Annotated in this window: 17 protein-coding genes and 5 pseudogenes; 17 read left to right on the plus strand and 5 right to left on the minus strand. The window is 75.4% G+C overall.

Annotated elements, in window-relative coordinates:
• Nucleotides 1-8 precede the first annotated feature (8 nt).
• The 4 genes from BS73_RS05765 (at nt 9) to BS73_RS05780 (ending at nt 3,467) form a co-directional block, all read left to right on the plus strand.
• Nucleotides 9-965 (plus strand): LLM class F420-dependent oxidoreductase, encoded by a 957-nt coding sequence (locus BS73_RS05765; RefSeq protein ID WP_037570210.1) that lies wholly within the window; start codon nt 9-11, stop codon nt 963-965.
• A gap of 71 nt (nt 966-1,036) precedes the next feature.
• A complete protein-coding gene (locus tag BS73_RS05770) occupies nt 1,037-1,930 on the plus strand; it encodes a Rieske 2Fe-2S domain-containing protein (RefSeq protein WP_084703826.1) in 894 nt (297 codons plus the stop codon).
• Nucleotides 1,931-1,957: 27 nt separating this feature from the next.
• Nucleotides 1,958-2,407 (plus strand): DUF6343 family protein, encoded by a 450-nt coding sequence (locus BS73_RS39245; RefSeq protein ID WP_235215320.1) that lies wholly within the window; start codon nt 1,958-1,960, stop codon nt 2,405-2,407.
• A 4-nt stretch (nt 2,408-2,411) separates the two neighbouring features.
• Nucleotides 2,412-3,467, plus strand: a complete 1,056-nt coding sequence (locus BS73_RS05780) for an iron-containing redox enzyme family protein (protein ID WP_051939522.1) — start codon at nt 2,412-2,414, stop codon at nt 3,465-3,467.
• Between the two features lie 35 nt (nt 3,468-3,502).
• Here the strand turns inward: BS73_RS05780 and BS73_RS39250 are convergent.
• From BS73_RS39250 to BS73_RS05795, 4 genes and pseudogenes are all read right to left on the minus strand, one after another.
• Nucleotides 3,503-3,640, minus strand: a pseudogene (locus tag BS73_RS39250) (CDGSH iron-sulfur domain-containing protein); the annotation flags it as partial.
• Nucleotides 3,641-3,659: 19 nt separating this feature from the next.
• Entirely contained in the window at nt 3,660-4,313 is a 654-nt protein-coding gene (locus tag BS73_RS05785) for a HemK2/MTQ2 family protein methyltransferase (RefSeq protein ID WP_037570211.1), read from the minus strand.
• Nucleotides 4,314-4,400: 87 nt separating this feature from the next.
• Complete coding sequence (locus tag BS73_RS05790; protein WP_037570212.1) at nt 4,401-5,864, minus strand: aminotransferase class I/II-fold pyridoxal phosphate-dependent enzyme; 1,464 nt, start codon at nt 5,862-5,864, stop codon at nt 4,401-4,403.
• Nucleotides 5,865-5,937: 73 nt separating this feature from the next.
• Nucleotides 5,938-6,177 (minus strand): DUF6479 family protein, encoded by a 240-nt coding sequence (locus BS73_RS05795; RefSeq protein WP_161789647.1) that lies wholly within the window; start codon nt 6,175-6,177, stop codon nt 5,938-5,940.
• 148 nt (nt 6,178-6,325) lie between these two features.
• On the opposite strand from BS73_RS05795, the gene BS73_RS05800 reads away from it, so the two are divergent.
• Nucleotides 6,326-7,588: an aromatic acid exporter family protein gene (locus BS73_RS05800; protein ID WP_037570216.1), complete on the plus strand. Its 1,263-nt coding sequence runs from the start codon at nt 6,326-6,328 to the stop codon at nt 7,586-7,588.
• Between the two features lie 11 nt (nt 7,589-7,599).
• Here BS73_RS05800 and BS73_RS05805 read toward each other — a convergent pair whose 3' ends face one another.
• On the minus strand, nt 7,600-7,797 hold the full coding sequence (locus tag BS73_RS05805) for a DUF2795 domain-containing protein (protein WP_037570218.1): 198 nt from the start codon (nt 7,795-7,797) through the stop codon (nt 7,600-7,602).
• 310 nt (nt 7,798-8,107) lie between these two features.
• On the opposite strand from BS73_RS05805, the gene BS73_RS05810 reads away from it, so the two are divergent.
• The 12 genes and pseudogenes from BS73_RS05810 (at nt 8,108) to BS73_RS05865 (ending at nt 20,255) form a co-directional block, all read left to right on the plus strand.
• A complete protein-coding gene (locus BS73_RS05810; protein WP_051939523.1) occupies nt 8,108-9,103 on the plus strand; it encodes an NAD-dependent epimerase/dehydratase family protein in 996 nt (331 codons plus the stop codon).
• 33 nt (nt 9,104-9,136) lie between these two features.
• A pseudogene (locus BS73_RS05815) lies at nt 9,137-10,773 on the plus strand (carbamoyltransferase family protein).
• Nucleotides 10,770-11,774 (plus strand): glycosyltransferase family 2 protein, encoded by a 1,005-nt coding sequence (locus tag BS73_RS05820; RefSeq protein ID WP_037570220.1) that lies wholly within the window; start codon nt 10,770-10,772, stop codon nt 11,772-11,774. Before BS73_RS05815 ends, BS73_RS05820 begins: the two are co-directional and overlap by 4 nt.
• Nucleotides 11,771-12,322 (plus strand): D-glycero-alpha-D-manno-heptose-1,7-bisphosphate 7-phosphatase, encoded by a 552-nt coding sequence (locus BS73_RS05825; protein WP_037570221.1) that lies wholly within the window; start codon nt 11,771-11,773, stop codon nt 12,320-12,322. The genes BS73_RS05820 and BS73_RS05825 overlap by 4 nt, the downstream gene beginning before the upstream one ends.
• Nucleotides 12,322-13,328: pseudogene (locus tag BS73_RS05830) on the plus strand (glycosyltransferase family 9 protein). The gene BS73_RS05825 and the pseudogene BS73_RS05830 overlap by 1 nt, the downstream one beginning before the upstream one ends.
• Nucleotides 13,325-14,271 (plus strand): annotated as a pseudogene (locus BS73_RS05835) (glycosyltransferase). Before BS73_RS05830 ends, BS73_RS05835 begins: the two co-directional pseudogenes overlap by 4 nt.
• An 11-nt stretch (nt 14,272-14,282) precedes the next feature.
• A complete protein-coding gene (locus tag BS73_RS05840) occupies nt 14,283-15,497 on the plus strand; it encodes a glycosyltransferase (protein WP_407675128.1) in 1,215 nt (404 codons plus the stop codon).
• Nucleotides 15,494-16,069: a D-sedoheptulose-7-phosphate isomerase gene (locus tag BS73_RS05845; protein ID WP_037570223.1), complete on the plus strand. Its 576-nt coding sequence runs from the start codon at nt 15,494-15,496 to the stop codon at nt 16,067-16,069. Before BS73_RS05840 ends, BS73_RS05845 begins: the two co-directional genes overlap by 4 nt.
• A gap of 67 nt (nt 16,070-16,136) precedes the next feature.
• Nucleotides 16,137-17,499: pseudogene (locus BS73_RS05850) on the plus strand (PfkB family carbohydrate kinase).
• Between the two features lie 64 nt (nt 17,500-17,563).
• Nucleotides 17,564-18,490 (plus strand): glycosyltransferase family 9 protein, encoded by a 927-nt coding sequence (locus BS73_RS05855; protein WP_037570225.1) that lies wholly within the window; start codon nt 17,564-17,566, stop codon nt 18,488-18,490.
• Nucleotides 18,487-19,362, plus strand: a complete 876-nt coding sequence (locus BS73_RS05860) for a glycosyltransferase family 2 protein (RefSeq protein WP_037570226.1) — start codon at nt 18,487-18,489, stop codon at nt 19,360-19,362. Before BS73_RS05855 ends, BS73_RS05860 begins: the two co-directional genes overlap by 4 nt.
• Nucleotides 19,359-20,255, plus strand: coding sequence for a glycosyltransferase family 2 protein (locus tag BS73_RS05865; RefSeq protein WP_037570227.1), 897 nt, complete (start codon nt 19,359-19,361; stop codon nt 20,253-20,255). The genes BS73_RS05860 and BS73_RS05865 overlap by 4 nt, the downstream gene beginning before the upstream one ends.
• Nucleotides 20,256-20,264: the final 9 nt, after the last annotated feature.

The raw sequence follows: 20,264 nt of genomic DNA on the forward strand, positions 1-20,264 counted from the left end.
CGGGCGGCATGACCAGTTACGGATACTTCCTCTCCTCGGAGGAGTTCGGCCCCGCGGAGCTGGTGCGGCAGGCCCGGCTGGCCGACCAGGCCGGCTTCACCCATCTGGCGATCTCCGACCACTACCACCCGTGGAACGACGAGCAGGGCAGCAGCCCGTTCGTCTGGTCGGTGATCGGCGCGCTGACCCAGGTCACCTCACTCCCGGTGACCACCTTCGTCACCTGTCCCACGGTGCGGATCCATCCGGCGGTGATCGCCCAGGCGGCGGCCACCTCGGCGGTGCTGACCGAGGGGCGGTTCCGCTTCGGCGTGGGCAGCGGGGAGGCGCTCAACGAGCACATCCTGGGCGACCGCTGGCCCTCCGCCCCCGAACGGCTGGAGATGCTGGAGGAGGCCCTGCAGATCATCCGGCGGCTGTGCACCGGCGAGGAGCTGAGCCACCGCGGCCGCCACTACTCGGTGGAGAACGCCCGCCTCTACACCGTCCCGGAAAACCCGCCGCCGATCCTGGTCTCCGGCTTCGGCCCGCAGGCCGCGGAGCTGGCCGGCCGGATCGGCGACGGCTTCGTGACGATGACCCCGGACCGGGACCTCGTCGAGCGCTTCTACCGGTCCGGCGGCGCCGGCAGACCGGTGATCGGCGGCACCAAGGTCTGCTGGGGCCGGGACCGCGCGGCCGCCGTGCGGACCGCCCACCGGCTCTGGTCGACCCAGCTGGTACCGGGCGAGCTGGCCCAGGTGCTGCCCACACCCCGGCACTTCGAGCAGGCGGCGCGGCTCGTCACCGAGGAGATGACCGGGTCGCAGATCACCTGCGGCTCCGAGGCCGAGGAGCACGCCGCGACCCTGCGCGCCTACGCCGACGCCGGCTTCGACGAGGTCTACGTCAACCAGATCGGCCCCGACCAGCAGGGCTTCTTCGACTTCTACCGGACCGAGGTGCTGCCCCTGCTGCGGGACTGAGACCTGTCCGAAAAGTCGCTTTCACCGTCCCGGGCCGTTTCAGTTCCGCCGCCCCGGTTAGTCGAATCGGCATGAAGGACTACCTCGGCCCGCCGGCCGCCGCCCCGACCGACGCCTTCGAGAGAGCGCTCACCAAGGTGGAGGACGCCGCCGTGCTGGATCAGCCGGCCGGCCCGCTCCGCCGGCTGGTCCGCGGGCTCCCGCTCGGCCCCTGGCGGGACCGGCTGCACGGGACCTGGCTCGGCCATCCCGTGCACCCGGTGCTGGTGCAGATCCCGATCGGGATGTGGTCGAGCGCCGCCGTCCTGGACTGCCTCCCGCACCGCCGGCGCGCCTCCGCGCTGCTGGTCACCCTCGGCCTGGCCGGCGCCGCCCCCGCGGCACTGGCCGGCTGGGTGGACTGGGCCGAGCTCCACCAGCGGCAGGCCAGGACCGGGGTGGTGCACGCCGCGGCCAACAGCGCCGCGGTCGGCCTGTACTCCCTGTCGCTGTGGAAGCGGCTGCGCGGCAGGCCCAACGCCGGACGGGCGCTGGCCTTCGCCGGACTGGGCGCGGCCACCCTCGGCGGCGCCATCGGCGGCCACCTCTCCTACCGGCAGGCGGCCGGGGTGAACCACACCGAGGCGGTGCCGTACCTGCTGGACTCCGGCTGGCAGCGGATCGGCGCCGCCGCGGACTTCCCGGCCGGGGAGCTGCGCCGGGTGCCGCTCGGCGAGGTCCCGCTGCTGGTGGTGCGTCAGCAGGGCGGCCGGCTCAGGGTGCTGGCCGACCGCTGCAGCCACCTCTCCGGGCCGCTCTCGGAGGGGTCGCTGGACGGGGACTGCGTGCGCTGCCCCTGGCACGGCAGCACCTTCCGGCTGGACGACGGTTCCGTCGCCACCGGTCCGGCCACCGCGCCCCAGCCGGTCTTCGAGGTCCGCGAGGAGGACGGGGACGTGCTGGTCCGTCCGCCGAGGAAGGACTGACCGGCGAACCCGAGAGGAGGGACCCCCATGAGGCATCAGCCCGACCACAAGACCCAGGCCGAACACGAGCGTCCCGACACCGACGTCGGCGGCGGCAACTACGGCGCGGGCAAGGTCTGGGGCGAGGAGACGCCCCTGCGCACCGACGCCCACGGCCGCCCGCTGGAGGGCCCGAACGCCCGTCCCCGCGCCCCCGAGCCGGCCGTCAAGACGGACATCACCGGACGGCGCCGGCGGACCGGTTCCGAACCCCGTACCGCGCGCAGCGACCTGGACCTCCGGGTCTTCCTCTCCTCCGTCTTCGCACCGCTCTTCCTGATCGGCACCGGTGTCTTCGCCTACCTCGCGGCCCGGGCCGGGGCGCACGCGAGCCCGCCGCAGGGGCTGTGGATCGGCCTCGCGGCGGCCTGCGCGGTGCTCACCCTGGCCGCCGCGGCGGACATCGTGCTGGTCCAGCGGCGCCGCCGCCGGAGCTGAGGCCATGGGCGTCACCCCGGCCGGCCCGCCGAGCCTGCCCACCGCCCGCGGCCCGGTCACCGAGGGCCTCCTCGCCGGCCTCCGCGCCCGGCCCGGCACCGCGCTGCCGGGCGCCGAGGGGGGCGACGGCTGGGACGAGGACCTCCAACTGGCCCTCTACCTCTGCTACGAGCTCCACTACCGGGGCTTCCAGGGGGTGGACGACGACTGGGAGTGGGATCCGGAGCTCCTGCGGCTGCGCCGGGATCTGGAGAGCCGCTTCACCGAGACCCTCCGCGCCGAGCTCGGCCCCGTCCCCGACGTCCAGGAGCAGCTGGACGGACTGCTGGTCGAACCGCTGCACGGCTCCGGCCCCTCGTACTTCCTCCGCGACCGCGGCGAGCGCTGGCAGGCCCGCGAATACCTGGCCCACCGCTCGCTCTACCACCTCAAGGAGGCCGACCCGCAGGCCTGGGCGCTCCCCCGGCTGCACGGGCGGGCCCAGGCGGGCCTGCTGACCGTCGAGTTCGACGAGTACGGCGACGGGCGCCCGGAGCGGATGCACTCCCGGCTCTTCGCGGAGATGATGGCCGACCTGGGCCTGGACCCCTCCTACGGCCGCTATCTGGAGGCCGCCCCGGCCCCGGCCCTGGCGGCGGTCAACCTGATCTCGCTCTTCGGCCTCCACCGCGCCCATCGCGGCGCCCTGGTGGGCCAGTTCGCCGCGATGGAGATCACCTCCTCGCCGGGCGCCGACCGGCTGGCGCAGGCGCTGGCGCGGCTGGGCGCCGGCGAGGCGGGCATCCGCTTCTACCGGGAGCACGTGGAGGCGGACGCGGTCCACGAGCAGTTGGTGCGCCGCGAGGTGATCGGTGGCCTGCTGGCCGAGGAACCGGAGCTGGCGGCGGACGTCGGCTTCGGCCTCGCCGCCTCCGGTCTGGTCGAGCAGCGGCTGGGCGACTACCTCGTCTCCTGCTGGGAGGCGGGCCGCAGTTCGCTCCGCGTGCCGCTGCCCGAGGAGGCCGCCGTCCCGTCCGAGGCCGCCGCCGCGCCCTCCGCCCCGTCCGCGCCGTCCGCCTGACGCCGGCGGGCGGGCGGACGGCGGCGGTGGCTGGTGTCGCAGAACGGGTAGCGGGCACTGCGCCGGCAGGCGCAGAGGGCGACCACCGGGCGCTCGCAGAACTCGACCCCGCCGTCCGGCAGCCGGACCTCCAGCGGCCCCTCCACCAGGAACGGACCGGTCCCCTCCGGCATCGTCACCCGCACCCGCGGCTCAGTCGGTTCTGGCACCCCTGATCACCACCACTTCCTCCTCGCGCTGCCCGTGCCGGGCCATTCCGCGGCGCTCCAGCCAGGTCGCCTGCCCGCGCAGCACGGGCCCGTACGGCTGCCGGGCCCTGGCCACCACGGAGGTCGTGAGCCCGGCCGCCCGCAGCGCCGCACAGGTGGCCTCCACCCCCGCGAAGGCGGACTGGACCACCAGCAGCACCCCGCCCCGCGCCAGCAGGGCGGGCGCCTCGGCGCACAGCCGGTCCAGCAGCCGGCGCCCGTCGGGGCCGCCGTCCCAGGTGTGCCGGGCGCCCAGCCGGGGGGCGCGCTTGGCGATCGCCGGGACGTAGGGCGGGTTGGTGACCACCACGTCGAAGCGGCGGTCCGCGACGGGCGCCAGCAGGTCGCCGCGGCGGACGGCGATCCGCCGGCCGTGGAGGGCCGCGTTGAAGGCGGCAGCCAGCAGGGCCCGCCGGGAGACGTCGACCGCGGTGACCCGGGCACCGCGGCAGGCCGCGGCGACGGCGAGCGGGCCGCAGCCGGTGCCCACGTCGAGGACACTGCGGCCGCGCCCGAGATCCTCGGCGGCCAGGCTGCTCAGCAGCAGCGAGGTGTCGCCGCCGGGACGATAGACCCCAGGGGGACGAATCAAAAACATATGTCCCGGGTGCCCCGTTTTGTCGAGAAAATTCCTCCGTCATCGCCCGGGCCGTCGCCCGGGCCGTCGCCCGGGTCTTCGCCTCGGTCAGTCCTCGACCGCCACCCGCACCGACCCCAGCTCCGGGTCGGCGGCGTCCGGCACCACCATCCCGGCCCGCAGACCGGAGGCCAGATAGCGCAGCACCGGGCGGTTGAGCCGCTCCCCCGGGAGGGCGACCGGGATGCCGGGCGGATACGGGGTGAGCATCTCAGCCACGATCCGGCCGGCCGCGTCCTCGACGGCGACCCGCTCGGTACGGCCGAAGAAGGCGTCCCGGGGCAGCAGCACCTGCTCCAGCCGCAGCTCCTCGGGCGGGGGGATCTCGACCGTCTCGGCGGGGCGCAGCTCGGCGGCGTGGTCCGCCACCCGGGACAGCGCGGTGTAGAGCTGGTCCGCGGTGGAGTCGTCGTCGGCGATGGTGAGCTGGGTGTTGATCCGCCGGTGGTCGGCGAGGTGGACGTTGATCTTCTCGCGCTCGTAGAGCCAGTCCGCGACGCGGTAGCCGGTGACGCCGAGGCCGCTGACGTCGATGACGGTGGGCAGCGGGTCGAACTCGGCCGCCATCCCCGGCGCGGTGAACTCCGAGCCCAGCACGTGCAGTCCGTCGATCTGCTCGATCCGGCCGCGGACCTCCTCGGTCAGCGCGAGGGTCCGCCGCAGCAGCTCCTTGCCGTCCTCGACCATCTGGCGGCGCCAGCCGTCCAGAGCGGCGTAGATCAGCACCGAGGGGCTGGTGGTGCCGAGGAGGTCGGCGCACTGCTTCAGCTCGACCGGGCTGATCAGGTCGCCCTGCAGGTGGAAGACGGAGCCCTGCTCAAGCCCGGTGCCCATCTTGTGCACCGAGGTGACGCAGACGTCCGCCCCGGCGTCCATCGCCCAGCGGGGCAGCGACGGATGGAACGGCAGATGGGCGCCCCAGGCCTCGTCCACCAGCAGCGGTTTGCCGCGCCGGTGGCAGACCTCGACCAGCTTCTCCAGATCGGCGCAGGCACCGTACGGGCTCGGGCTGGTGACCAGGGCTCCGCGCGCCTCAGGGCAGCGCTCGAAGGCCTCCTCGAACTCGGCGGGGCCGGGCGGATGCGCCAGCCGCAGCTCCCGGTCCCAGCGCGGCTCGACCCAGACCGGCCGGATGCCGGAGAGGATCAGCCCGGACACCACCGACTTGTGGACGTCCCTGCCGATCAGCAGGTACTCGTGCGGGCGGGCCACGGCGAGCATCGCGCTCTTCACGGAGAGGGAGCTGCCGCAGGTGGAGAAGAAGGCGTGCTTGGCGCCGACCGCGTCCGCCATCAACTCCTGGGCCTCTTCGAGGATTCCGTGCGAGGAGACGCGATCGTCCAGGCCGGAGAAGGCCAGGACGTCCGAGGCGAAGACGGCGTCTCCGATCGCCTTCCGTACCCGGGGGTCGGCCCCCCTGCCCTGTTTGTGGCCCGGTGGACTGAACGGCGTCCGGCCACATCGCCGATACGCCTCCAACGCTTCCAACACGGGCGCCCGCGAATGGTCCATGGCGCGCGGCTACCCGTGTCCCAGGAGGTCAAACGGTCGTACGGGGCCGCCGGGCGGGCCCGGGCCGGCCGGCTCAGCGCTCTCCGCGCTGCTCCTCGTCGGCCCGCTGCTCCGGTGTCGACCAGGAGTCCTGCCCGGGCTGGCCGGGCGGTGGCGGCGGTGGCTCGTCGGCCTTGCGCCGGTGGCCCACCGCGAACGCGGTGATCAGACCGATCACTACCAGGACGCCGACCACGACGCCGATGATTCCGGCCACCGGATTGGAGCGCGCGGCGACTTCAACGGCCAGGGGAAACCAGGATGTCGAAGACATAACGGGCGGGTTCCCGGGATTCCGCGATCGACACCCGCGGTGGGTCACTCCGCTCCGGCTCCGCTCCGGGCGCCGTTTGGGCGCTTCGACCCGTGGTACGCGATGCCCCGATCGTACACGTGGCCCGTACCCGGGAAGGGGGCGTTCGATGACCGGGGTCCGGGAGCGGTTCCAGGCCGGCAGCAGGCGCGCCGCCGCGATGCCGGGCGCGGTCGCCGCCTACACCGGGCGCGCCCTGCGGCATCCAGGCTACGAGCGGGACGATCTGCTGCTCCAGGCGAAGGCCGTGTTCGCTGCGACGCTGGCCTGGTGGGCGGCCTCCGTCGCGGGGCTGTCCACGGTGGGCGCCTTCGCCCCGCTCACGGCCCTGCTGGCGCTTCAGCAGACGGTGTACCACTCGCTGCGGGAGACCGTCCGTTATGTGCTGGCGATGGTCCTGGGCGCGGCCCTGGCCGCCGCCTTCGGCGGCACCGCCGGCGTCCACACCTGGACGCTGGCACCCCTGGTGCTGGTCGCCCTGCTGCTGGCCAAGGCGCCGGGGCTGGGCGCGCAGCGCGCGCAGGTGCCGGTGATCGCCCTCTTCGCGTTCGCCTCCGGCGGCGGTCAGGACGACTACCTGCTGCGCCTGGCGCTGTCCGTGCTGCTCGGCGCCGGCTGCGGGCTGGGGGTCCATCTGCTGCTGGCCCCGCTGACCCACACCGACCGCGCCCGGCAGCGGCTCCGCCAGTCCCAGCGGACGGCGGCGGACCTGCTGCGGGAGCTCGCCGATGCGCTGCGCGAGACCGGCGGCGGGGCCCGGGAACAGGACGCGGGCGAGGACGAGGACGGGGACGAGGAGGAGGAGCGGCGAAGGCGGCGGGAGGAGCTCGCCGAGCGCTCCCGTCAGTGGCGCGACTCCTGCCTGGACCTGCTGACGAAGACCGCCGGCGTCCGCTCGACGCTGGCCGGGGAGGAGGAGAACCTGCGGCTCAATCCCCGCCGCCGGCTGGCCCGCGCGCCCCGCGGGCTCGGCTCCTGGTACCCGCTGGCCGATCTCGTGGAGCGGATCGCCCGCCATCTGCGGTCGCTGGTCGAGGCCGAGGTCTACCTGCTGCGCTCCTCCGTCGAGGAACGGCCGGGCGAGCGCGAGCGGGAGTTCCTGGCCGGCCACGCCGATCTGCTGGACCACTGCGCCGACGCCCTCCTGCGGTGCACACCGGAGGAGGCGCCGGACGAGCGGTCGGCCGTGCGGCGGATCGCCGGGGAGGGCCTGGACGCCCTCGACGACCTGGCCGCCCAGGGGATCGGCGAGACGGAGCCCGAAGGGTTCTGGCCGGTCTACGGCACCATCCTGAACGACACCAACCGGATACTCGCCGAGCTGTTCGAGTTCGCCGGAGAGCCGTCCGAGGCGGGGACCGGGGACGGCTGACCGGCGCTCGCTCAGCGCTGGGCGGAGAAGACGGCGTGCTCGACGTCGGCCGGGCTGGAGAAGCGCTCCGCTTCGGCCTCCGAGAGCGCTCGGACGATGTCCTCGTCGGCGTCGTTCCGGCGGGCCCGGCCGACCAGGTCCTCCCTGCTCACCGGGTACTCTGCGCCGGCCAGCGCGCGCTGCAGTTCGATCGGGTCGAGGTCTGCCATGGGGCAACTCCCTTCTCAGAAAACAACTTTCGGATACCTCACGGGTCGAGCCGACGGCCCCCCACGGTGGGCCCCGCTCCCAGGCAGCCGAGAGAACGGGGCCCACCACTCCGGGGTGGACGAGTCGGACGCCCCCGGTACCGAGCGGTTGTCCCACCCGACAGCGCGCAGACGCCGAGGGGCGGCTCATTCACCCGAATGTCCCCACCCGAGGACGATCCCGTGACTCTTGGAACGTGTAGAGAGCGGACTCCCGGGCACCCGCCCTTATCGGCACTCGGTTTGTCCTTATTCGTATGAATGGTCCGCCATGAACTCACCTGGCACTGACCGACGTTGGCGGCGGGCGCTGGTCACCGGCGGCGCCGGGTTCCTCGGCTCCCACCTCTGCGAGCGGCTGCTGGACGAGGGGACCGAGGTCGACTGCGCCGACAACCTCCTCTCCGGTTCGCGCTCCAACGTCGAGCATCTGGAGGACCGGGCCGGCTTCCGGTTCATCGCCTGCGACCTGGTCCGCGCGCACAGTGTGGAGGTCCTGGACGGCCGCTACGACCTGGTGCTCCATCTCGCCTGCCCGGCGTCGCCCGCCGACTATCTGGCCTATCCGCTGGAGACCCTGGACGCGGGCAGCGCCGGCACCCGGCACGCCCTGCAGATCGCCGAGCGGGACGGCGCCCGCTTCCTGCTGACCTCCACCTCCGAGGTGTACGGCGACCCGCTGATGCACCCCCAGCGCGAGGACTACTGGGGGAACGTCAACCCGGTCGGCCCGCGCAGTGTCTACGACGAGTCCAAGCGCTTCTCCGAGGCGCTGAGCACGGCCTTCGCCCGGCGGCTCGGCACCAATGCCGGAATCGTGCGGCTCTTCAACACCTATGGACCGCGGATGCGCGCGGACGACGGCCGGGTCGTGCCGACCTTCATCCGCCAGGCCCTCAACGGGGAGCCGTTGACGGTGGCCGGGGACGGCACCCAGACCCGCTCGCTCTGCTATGTCGAGGACACCCTGGACGGGATGCTCAAGGTCGCCGCGTCACGCTCGGTGCGGCCGGTCAACATCGGCGGCGGGGACGAGGCCACGGTGCTGGAGATCGCCCGCAAGGTGATCGAGCTGACCGGCTCGCAGTCCGAGACCCGCTTCGTGGAGCGCCCGGTGGACGACCCCGAGCGGCGCCGGCCGGACACCACCCTGGCCCACGAACTCCTCGGCTGGCAGCCGCAGGTGCCCTGGCTGGAGGGCCTCCGGCGGACCATCGACTACTTCCGCGACACCTCCCCGCAGCCGGTCTCCGCCCCGGCCGTCTGAGCCCCAACCGTCCGAGTCCGAGGAGGAAACGACATGCGCGTGCTGGGCATCAACTCCCTCTTCCACGACCCCGCGGCCGCCCTCGTCGTCGACGGCCGCACGGTGGCCGCGGCCGAGGAGGAGCGCTTCAGCCGACGCAAGCACGGCAAGCGCCCGGTGCCGTTCTCCGCCTGGGAGCTGCCGGAGCAGGCCGCCCGCTGGTGCCTGGCGGAATGCCCGGCCTCTCCCCCGCCGAGCTGGACGCGGTGGCCTACTCGTACGACCCCCAACTGGCGCTGCCCGCAGATCAGTTGGGCCTGAACGACCCCTTCGACCATCTGCGCCAGGAGTACGCCCGCCGGGCGCCCTCCTTCCTCGCCGAGGCGCTGCCGGGACTCTCCCCCGACCAGGTCCGCTTCGTCCCCCACCATGTGGCGCACGCGGCCTCCGCCGGGCTCGCCTCCCCCTACCGCGACTGCGCGGTGCTGGTGCTGGACGGACGCGGCGAGTGCGCCTCGCATCTGGCCGGCCACTACCGCGACGGCGAGCTCAGCCCGCTCGGCACCCAGCCGCTGCCGGCCTCGCTCGGGCTCTTCTACGAGGACCTCACCGAGCATCTCGGATTCCTGCGCAGCAGCGACGAGTTCAAGGTGATGGCCCTCGCCTCGTACGGCACCCCGCGCTCCGCCGAGCGGCTGCGCGAGTACGTCCACGGCGACGGCGAGGGCGGGTTCCGCACCCGCCCGGTCCCCTGGGCGGAGTTCGCTCCCCGGCGCGCTCCCGGGGAGCCCTGGCGGCAGGAGCACGCGGACCTGGCCGCCTCGGCCCAGCTCCGTCTGGAGGAGGTGCTGCTGGAGCTGGTCCACCGGCTGCACGAGCGCACCGGCGAGCGCACCCTGGCCATGGCCGGCGGGGTGGCACTGAACTGCGTGGCCAACTCCCGTCTGCGGCAGGAGAGTCCGTTCGACGAGGTGTGGGTGCAGCCGGCCGCGGGGGACGCCGGCACCGCCCTCGGCGCCGCCCTCCACGTCGCCTCGGCCAAGGACGCGGTGGAGCCGATGCCCGGTCCGGCGCTCGGCCGGGGCTGGGACGAGGAGGAGCTGCGGGCGGTCCTGGAACGCGCCCGCCTGCCCTACGAACGACCCCCGTCCATCGCCGCCGCGGTGGCCGAGGCGCTGGCCGGGGACGCCGTGGTCGGCTGGTTCCAGGGCCGCAGCGAGTACGGTCCGCGGGCGCTGGGCCACCGCTCGCTGCTCGCCCACCCGGGCCGGGAGGCCAATCTGGACCGGCTGAACGCCGTCAAGGGCCGCGAGGAGTTCCGCCCGGTGGCCCCGATGCTCCTCGCCGAACGGGCGCCGGAGATCCTGGAGGGGCCGCTGCCCAGTCCTTACATGCTCTTCGTGCAGAACGTCCGCGAGGAGTGGCGCTCCCGAATCCCCGCGGTGGTCCACGTGGACGGCACGGCCCGGGCGCAGACCGTCACCCCGGAGGAGGAGCCGCTGGTCGCCGAGCTCCTCGGCGAGTTCGAGCGCAGGACCGGGCTGCCCGTGCTGGTCAACACCAGCTTCAACACCGCCGGACGGCCGATGGTGGACACCCCCGCCGAGGCCCTGGAGTGCTTCGGCTCGGCCCCCATCGACCTGCTGGCGCTGGGCCCCTTCGCGGTACGGCGGGCGGAGGCCTTCCGATGAGCGCCGACTACACCGTGGTGGTCCCGACGCTGGGCCGGCCTTCCCTGCGGGACTGCCTGCGGTCGCTGGCCGAGACCAGCGGCCCCCGGCCGGACTCGGTCGTGGTGGTCGCCGATCTGCCGGACGCCTCCCCCGAGTCGCAGCCCGAGCTGCCCGCGCTGGACGGGGCCGGCCCGCTGGCCGGCCGGGTGCGGCTGCTGCGCAGCGGCGGCCGGGGCCCGGCCGCCGCCCGCAATCTGGGCGCCCGGTGGGCCGAGACGCCCTGGGTGGTCTTCCTGGACGACGACGTCCAGGTCACCGAGGACTGGGCCGAGCGGCTCGCCGAGGACCTGGCCGGGGCGCCGTCGACGGTCGCCGGGGTCCAGGGCCGGCTGCTGGTGCCGCTGCCCGCGGACCGGCGGCCGACCGACTGGGAGCGCGGCACCGCCGGCCTGGAGGACGCCGCCTGGGCCACCGCGGACATGGCGTACCGCAGCCCGGCGCTGGCCGAGGTCGGCGGGTTCGACGAGCGCTTCCCCCGGGCCTTCCGGGAGGACGCCGATCTGGCGCTGCGGATCCTGGACGCCGGCTGGGAGCTGACCCGCGGCAAGCGGCGGACCCGGCACCCGGTCCGGCCGAGCGACCCGTGGGCCTCGCTGCGCGCCCAGCGCGGCAACGCGGACGACGCCCTGATGGTCCGGCTGCACGGACCGAACTGGTGGGACCGTGCCGAGGCGCCGCGCGGCCGGCTCCCCCGGCACTCCGCGATCGCGCTGTGCGGGCTGGCCGCCCCGGTGGCCGCGGCCCTCGGGCGGCGCCGCACCGCCACCGGGCTGGCGGCGGCCTGGGCACTCGGCACCGCCGAGTTCGCCTGGGCGCGGATAGCGCCCGGACCCCGCACCGCTCCGGAGGTGGCCGCGATGCTCGCGACCAGCCTGCTGATCCCGCCCGCCGCCACCGGCCACTGGCTGGCCGGCCGCTGGCGGCACCGGCGGGCCGAGCCCTGGCGGGGGGCGCGGTGACGGCGAGCCGGAACGCACCCGCAGGCCTCCCCCGGGCGGTCCTCTTCGACCGGGACGGCACGCTGATCGAGGACGTCCCCTACAACCCCGATCCGGCCCGGGTCCAGCCGGTCCCGGGCGCGGTCGAAGCCGTGCGCGAACTGCGGGCCGCCGGCCTGCGGACCGGCGCGGTGACCAACCAGTCCGGCATCGGCCGCGGCCTGCTGACGACCGATCAGGTCCGCCGGGTGAACGCCCGGGTGGACGAGCTCCTCGGCCCGCTGGACGTCTGGGAGGTCTGCCCGCACCGGCCCGAGCAGGGCTGCGACTGCCGCAAGCCGCGGCCCGGCATGGTGCTCTCCGCCGCACGCAGGCTCGGCATCGCGCCGGAGGACTGCGTGGTGATCGGCGACATCGGCGCTGACCTGGCCGCGGCCCGCGCGGCCGGTGCCCGCGGGGTCCTGGTGCCCACCCCGGCCACCCGGCCCGAGGAGTACGCCGGGGAGCAGGGGGTGGCCGCCGATCTGCTGCTCGCCGTGCGGCGGGTGCTCTCCGGGGGGTGGCCGTGATGAAGTCGCTGGTGGTCCGGCTGGACAGCTTCGGCGACGTACTCCTCTCCGGCCCCGCCGTGCGCGCGGTCGCCCGGGGGTCGGACCGGATGGCGATGCTCTGCGGGCCGCAGGGCGCGGATGCCGCGCGGCTGCTGCCCGGGGTGGACGACGTCCTGGTCTGGGCGGCGCCCTGGGAGGGCTTCGACCCGCCGAGCGTGGCCGATTCGGGTCTGTCCGCACTGATCGAGCGGATCGCCGCCGAGCGGTTCGACTGCGCGCTGATCCTCACCTCCTTCCATCAGAGCCCGCTGCCCACCGCCCTGATGCTCCGTCAGGCCGGGATACCGCGGATCGCCGCCGACAGCAGGGACCATCCGGGCAGCCTGCTGGACGTACGCCACCGCCGGCTCCCCGGCCGGCACGAGGTCGAGGCCGCCCTCGACACCGCCGCGGCGATGGGCTTCCACCTGGAGCCCTGGGACGACGGGCGGCCGCGGGTACCGGTCTCCCGGGACACCGCCTCGCTCACCGGCCACGGCCCCTATCTGGTGGTCCACCCCGGCGCCCGGGCCCCGCCCGGGCCTGGCCGCCGGAGCGCTGCCGGGAGGCCGTGGCGGCCCTGGCCGAGGCCGGCCACCGGGTGGTGGTGACCGGGACCCCGGCCGAACGGGGGCTCACCCGCCTGGTGAGCGACGGGATCGGGGTCGACCTCGGCGGCAGGACCGACGCCGCCTCGCTGGCCGGCGTGCTGCGGATGGCCGACGCCGCCGTCTGCGGCAACACCGGCCCGGCCCATCTGGCCGCCGCGGTGGGCACCCCCGTGGTCTCGCTCTTCTCCCCGGTCGTCCCGCTCGAGCGCTGGCGGCCCTACGGGGTCCCGCTGGTGGTCCTCGGCGACCAGCGGGCGGAGTGCGCCGGCAGCAGGGCGCGCGAATGCCCGGTGGCCGGGCACCCCTGCCTCTCCGACGTCACCGCCGGCGATGTCGAGCGCGCGGTGCACAAACTGCTCCAGGAGGCCCGATGAACATCCTCGTCTGGCACGTCCACGGCTCCTGGCTGACCGCCTTCCTCCAGGGCCGGCACGACTTCCTCATCCCGGTGACCCCGGACCGCGGGCCGGACGGCCTGGGCCGGGCCCGCACCTGGACCTGGTCGGCCCGGGCCCGGGAGGTCCCCCCGACCGGCTGCGGGACGCCCCGATCGACCTGATGGTCCTGCAGCGGCCGCACGAAGTGGAGCTGGCCAGGCGCTGGACCGGCCGCCGCCCCGGGATCGACGTGCCGGCCGTCTATGTCGAGCACAACACCCCGGACCAGTCGCCGACCGGCACCCTCCATCCGCTGGCCGACCGCGCCGACGTCCCGATCGCCCACGTCACCCACTTCAACCGGCTGATGTGGGACAACGGCCGGGCCCCCAGCACCGTGGTGGAGCACGGCATCCCGGATCCCGGACCGCTGTGGACCGGCGAACTGCCGCGCGCCGCCGTGGTGGTGAACGATCCCCTGCCGCGCGGCCGGGTGGTCGGCACCGACCTGCTGCCGGGCTTCGCCCGCACCGTGCCGCTGGACGTCTTCGGGATGCGCACCGCCGCGCTGGCCGATCGGGACCGCGTCACCGCGGCCGACCTGCCGCAGGCGGAGCTCCACCCCGCGATGGCCCGGCGACGGCTCTACCTCCACCCGGTGCGCTGGACCTCCCTCGGCCTCTCCCTGCTGGAGGCCATGCTGCTCGGGATGCCGGTGGTGGCGCTGGAGACCACCGCGGTACGCGAGGCGGTGCCGTCCGGCGCGGGCGTGGTGAGCAACCGGCCGGAGGCGCTGCGCTCCGGGATCCGGGTCCTCCTCGCCGACCGCGAGCGCGCCCGGGAGCTGGGGCAGCGGGCCCGTACCGCCGCCCTGGCCCGCTATCGGCTCTCCCGTTTCCTGAGCGACTGGGAACGGCTGATCAAGGAGGTCACGCGATGAGCGAAACCGGGTTGAGGATCGCCCTGGTGTCCGAGCACGCCAGCCCGCTGGCCGCGCTCGGCGGGCCGGACGCCGGCGGCCAGAACGTCTATATCGCCGCGCTCGCCCACCGACTGGCCGTCCGCGGCCACCAGGTCGTGGTCTACACCCGCCGGGACGACCCGGCGATCCCCGACGAGGTGCCCTGCGAGCACGGCTACACCGTCTCGCACGTCCGGGCGGGACCGCCGCGCGCCCTGGTCAAGGACGAACTCCTGCCGCACATGCCGGAGTTCGGGGAGCGGCTGGGCGGGCTGTGGCGGGACGCCCCGCCCGACGTCGTCCACTCCCACTACTGGATGTCCGGGCTGGCCGCCCTCCACGCCGCCGGGCCGTACGGCGTCCCGGTGGTGCACACCTACCATGCGCTGGGCTCCGTCAAGCGGCGCCACCAGGGCTCCGCGGACACCAGCCCGGCCTCCCGCGTCCAGCTGGAGACCGCGCTCGGGCAGCGCTGCCGGCAGGTCCTGGCGACCTGCGCCGACGAGGTCGCGGAGCTGACCGAGCTGGGCGTCCCCGCCGACCGGGTGCGAGTGATCCCCTGCGGAGTGGACGCCGAGCACTTCTCCCCGCGGCCCACCCCGCGGCAGCACACCGGCGGGCTCCTGGCGGTCGGCCGGATGGTGCCCCGGAAGGGCTTCGACCGGGCCGTCCGGGTACTGGCCCGGCTGCCCGGCGTCGAGCTGACCATCGCCGGCGGACCGCCCGCCGCGGAGCTGCAGAACGACCCGGAGGCCGAGCGGCTGCGGAAGCTCGCGGCGGAACACGGGGTCGCGGACCGGGTGCGGCTGCTCGGCGCCGTACCCCACGAGGAGATGCCCGAACTGATGTCGCAGGCCGCCCTGGTGCTCTCCACCCCGGTCTACGAGCCCTTCGGGATCGTCCCCCTGGAGGCCATGGCCTGCGGCACCCCGGTGGTGGCGACCGCCGTCGGCGGGCAGCTGGACACCGTCGCCGACGGGGAGACCGGGCTGCTGCTCCCCCCGGAGACCGGGGACGGCGAACTGGCCGACGCCGTCGGCGCGCTGCTGGCGGACCCGCGGCGGCTGGCCGAACTGGGCGCCGCCGGACGTGCCCGGGTCCTGGACCGCTTCACCTGGCAGCAGGTGGCCGCGCAGGTCGACCTGGCCTACCGCGAGGTGGCCCGGCAGCCTGCCGCATCGCATCCGGACGGAGGAATCCGATGAACCCCACCGTGCACTCCCGGCACTGCGACGAACTGCTCGCCGCCCTCGCCGGGTTCCGCGCCGACTGCGGCACCGTCCAGCGCTGGGGCGGCGAGCTCGCCGGGCGGCTGTCCGGCGGGGGGCGGCTGCTCGCCGCCGGGAACGGGGGCAGTGCCGCCCAGGCGCAGCACCTCACCGCCGAACTCGTCGGCCGCTACCGCGAGGACCGCCCGCCGTTCTCCGCCCTGGCCCTCCACGCCGACACCTCCTCCACCACGGCGATCGCCAACGACTACGGGGTGCAGGAGGTGTTCGCCCGGCAGGTGCTCGCCCACGGCCGGCAGGACGACGTACTGATACTCCTCTCCACCAGCGGCGCCAGTGCCAATCTCCTCTCCGCTGCCGGGGCGGCCCGGCGCTGCGGGATGCGGGTCTGGTCGATGACCGGACGCGAGCCCAACCCGCTGGCCGCCACCGCCGACTCGGCGCTGTGCGTGGACGCGGAGAGCCCCGCGACCGTCCAGGAACTCCACCTGGTGGCGGTGCACATGCTCTGTGAGGCCTTCGACCACGCGGTCGACGGCTCCCCCTGACCGGGACCCCTGACCGGGACGCGGAGAGGACCCGAGAAGCCCAGCCAAAGAAAGTCGAGGATCTGCCGTGCGCACTCCCCTGCTGGTCGTCGGTGACGCCCTGCTCGACATCGACCTCTGCGGCGCTGTGGAGCGCCTCGCCCCGGACGCCCCGGTACCCGTCGTGGACGGCCTGCAACGGCTGCCGCGCCCCGGCGGCGCGGCGCTGGCCGCCTGCCTGGCGGCGGCCGACGGCCGCCGGGTCACCCTGGTGACCGCCCTCGGGACCGGAGCCTCCGCGGACACCCTGCGCCGGCTGCTGGCCGGCCGGGTCCGCCTGGTGGAGATCCCGCTCAAGGGCACGCTGTGCAGCAAGACCCGGGTGCTGTCCGGCGAGCATCCGCTGCTCAGGCTGGACGACGGGGACGGTCGCGCGGACGGCGCCGGCCCCGAGGCACTGGCCGAGATCGCCGAGGCCTCCGCGATCCTGGTCTCCGACTACGGCCGGGGCACCGCCGAGGTGCTGCGCGAACCGCTGGCCGAGGCGGCGGCCCGCCGTCCGATGGTGTGGGACCCGCATCCGCGCGGGGGGCCGCCGGTGGCCGGCACCCGGCTGGCCACCCCGTCCGCCGCGGAGGCGCTCCGCTTCGCCGACGGCGACCACACCGACGAGGGCGACCTGGCCGGCGAGCTGGTCCGGCGCTGGCACGCGGCCTCGGTCGCGGTCACCCTCGGCGACCGCGGCGCGGTCCTGTCCTGCCGCGGGGAACCGCTGCTGGTGCCCGCGCCGACCCGGGCCACCGGCGACCCCTGCGCGGCCGGCGACCGGCTGGCCGCCACGGCCGCCGGGCTGCTCGCCGACGGTGCGCTGCCGGAGACCGCGGTACGCGGCGGGGTCGCCGCCGCCACCGACTTCGTGGTCCGGGGCGGCGCCCGCGCCTTCCAGCGCCAGGGCTCGGAGCCCGGGCTCGACCACCGGCCGGAGCAGCCGGCCAGCCCGTTCGAACTGGCCGCGGGCGTGCGGGCCGGAGGGGGAAGGTGGTCGCCGCCGGCGGCTGCTTCGACCTCCTCCACGCCGGCCACATCGCCCTGCTGGAGGCGGCCCGGCAGGCCGGGGACTGCCTGATCGTCTGCGTCAACTCGGACGAGTCGGTGCGCCGCCGCAAGGGCCCCGGGCGCCCGCTGGTCCCGGTCGGCGACCGGGCGCGGTGCTCTCCGCGCTCGGCTGCGTGGACGGGGTGGCGGTCTTCGACGAGGACACCCCGGAGCAACTGCTCGGCAGCCTCCGCCCGGACATCTGGGTGAAGGGTTCGGACTACGGGGTGGCCGACCTCCCGGAGGCGGCGCTGCTGGAGAGCTTCGGCGGACGGGTGCTGCTGGTGCCCTATCTGGACGGCCGCTCCAGTTCCACCCTGGCGGAGCGGGCGGCCCGGGTCGGGAGCGGGTCATGACCGCGCCCTTCCCCGCCTCCGCCCCGCCGGCCGCCGCCGCCCCGCCGCCGGGGAGCGGCCGCGGCTGCTGGTGCTCCGCGCCCTCGGCCTGGGCGACCTGCTGACCGGGGTGCCGGCGCTGCGCGGACTGCGCAGGGCCTTCCCCGACTACGAGCTGGTGCTGGCCGCCCCCGAGCAGCTGCGGGAGGTGGCGGCCGAGATCGACGCGGTGGACTCGCTGCTGCCGGCCGACGCCCCGGACCGGGGCGTCCCCTCGCTGCTCCACTGGTCGAAGCCGGCGCCCGCGGTCGCCGTCGACCTCCACGGGAACGGGCCCGAGAGCCGGCTGGCGCTGGCGGAACTGCGCCCCTGGCGGCTGCTGGCCTCCACGGACCCGCAGCTGACGGCGGATCCGCCGTGGCGGGCGGAGGACCACGAGCGGGTCCGCTGGTGCCGGCTGCTCGCCGCCTACCGGATCGCCGCCGACCCGGACGACGTCCGCCTTCCGCGGCCCGAGCGGTCGCCCGCGCCCGGCGCCGTGGTGGTGCATCCCGGGGCCAACGCGCCGGCCAGGCGGTGGCCGGTGGAGCGGTACGCCGAGGTGGTCCGGGGGCTGCTGGCCGCGCTCCCCGGGCGCCCGGTGGTGCTCAGCGGCGGCCCCGGGGAGGAGCCGCTGGTCCGCGAGCTGGCCGGGCTGCTGCCGCCGCTGCCGGTCTACTGCGGTCTGCCGTTCCGGGAGTTCGCCGGGCTGGTCGGGCAGGCCTCGCTGCTGATCGGCACGGACTCCGGACCGGCCCATCTGGCGGTCGCCTACGGCACCCCCTCGGTGACCCTCTTCGGCCCGGTCGCCCCGGAGATCTGGGGACCGCCGCCGAACGGCCCGCACCGGGTGGTCTACCACCCGGGCCCGCCCGGCGACGCCAACGGCGCCGTACCGGACCCCTGCCTGCTGGACATCGGCGCGGACGAGGTGCTCAAGGAGGCGCTGAAGGCCGCCGAGGGCGCCCGGTGAACCCCGGCGCCGCGGCCACCGTCGCGGTGATCACCCGCAACCGCAGGGCCGAGTTGCTGCGCACCCTGGACCGGCTGACCGCGCTGCCGGAGCGGCCCGAGGTGATCGTCGTGGACAACGCCTCCAGCGACGGAACGGCCGAGGCGGTCCGCCGGCTCCACCCGCGGGTGCGGCTGCTCACCCCGGGCCGCAATCTGGGCGCGGCCGGCCGCAACCTCGCCGTCTGGCACGCCGCCACCCCGTTCGTCGGCTTCAGCGACGACGACTCCTGGTGGGCGCCCGGATCGCTGGCCAGGGCCTGCGCCGCGATGAACTCCTGCCCCACCCTCGGCCTGGTCGCGGCCCGCACCCTGGTCGGCCCGGACGAACGGGAGGACCCGCTCAGCACGGAACTCGCCGGGTCCCCGCTGACCGGCGACGGCGCGGTGCCGGGCACGCCCGTCCTCGGCTTCCTGGCCTGCGCGAGCGTGGTGCGCCGGGAGGCCTTCCTGCGCTCCGGCGGATTCCATCCGCTGCTCTTCTTCGGCGCCGAGGAGACGCTGCTCGCCTACGATCTGGCCGCCGACGGCTGGGAGGTGCGCTACCTCCCCTCGGTGGTGGCCCACCACCATCCGGCGGCCGGCGCCCGCGGCGGCCGGTCCGCGGTGCTGCTGCGCAATGCCGCGCTGACCGCCTGGCTGCGCCGCCCGGTGCCCACCGCGGCCGGCCGGACCGCCCGACTGGCCTGGTCCGGGGTCCGCGGTGACGCGGCCTCGGTCGCCGCCCTCGGCGGGGTACTCCGCCGGCTGCCCGCGGCGCTCCTGGCCCGGCGGCGGCTTCCGGAGGCGGTGGAACGGTCGGCCCGGCGACTCGAGGAGGCAGAACCGGCATGACCGACGGACGGACCACGCTGGTGGTGATCACCCGGAACCGCCGCGAGGAACTGCTGGGCACCCTGGACCGGCTGGCCGGGCTGCCCCAGCGGCCGGAGGTGATCGTCGTGGACAACGCGTCCAGCGACGGCACCGCGGAGGCGGTCCGCACCCGCTTCCCCGCGGTCCGGCTGCTCTCCCCCGGCCGGAATCTCGGCGCGATCGGCCGGAATCTCGCCGTCCGGCACGCCGGAACGCCGTACATCGCCTTCAACGACGACGACACCTGGTGGGAGCCGGGCTCCCTGGCCGCCGCGGCCGACCTGCTGGACCGCCATCGGGGACTGGCCGCGGTCAACGGCCGCATCCTGGTGGAGCCGTCCGGCCGCGAGGACCCGGTGGTGGCCGAGTTGCGGGACTCGCCGCTGAAGGGGCCGGACTGGCTGCCGGGGCCGGCGATCGGCTCCTTCCTGGCCGCGGCCACGGTGGTCCGGCGAGAGGCCTTCGACGCCGTCGGCGGCTTCCATCCGCGGCTGTGGTTCGGCGGCGAGGAGGAGCTGCTGGCCACCGATCTGCTCAGCGCCGGCTGGCAGCTGTGCTACGTCCCCGCCCTGACCGTCCACCACGCCGCCTCCGGCGCCCGGGACTCCACCGCGCGCCGGATCGTCGGGCTGCGCAACACCCTGTGGTTCACCTGGCTGCGGCGGCCGGGCCGGTCGGCGCTGCGGCGGACCTGGCGGCTGGCGCGGACGGTGCCCAGGGACGCCGCCTCGGCCCGCGCCTTCCTGGCGGCCCTCCGCGGGCTGCCCTGGGTGCTGCGCGAGCGCCGCCCGGTGCCCGCCCGCGTCGAGACGGCACTGAGCGCACTGGAGGACGCCCGCCGGGACTCCCCCGCCCGGCGCTACGTGGGCTGAGCCGGCGGG

The sequence above is a fragment of the Phaeacidiphilus oryzae TH49 genome (assembly GCF_000744815.1).
Taxonomy (GTDB): domain Bacteria; phylum Actinomycetota; class Actinomycetes; order Streptomycetales; family Streptomycetaceae; genus Phaeacidiphilus; species Phaeacidiphilus oryzae.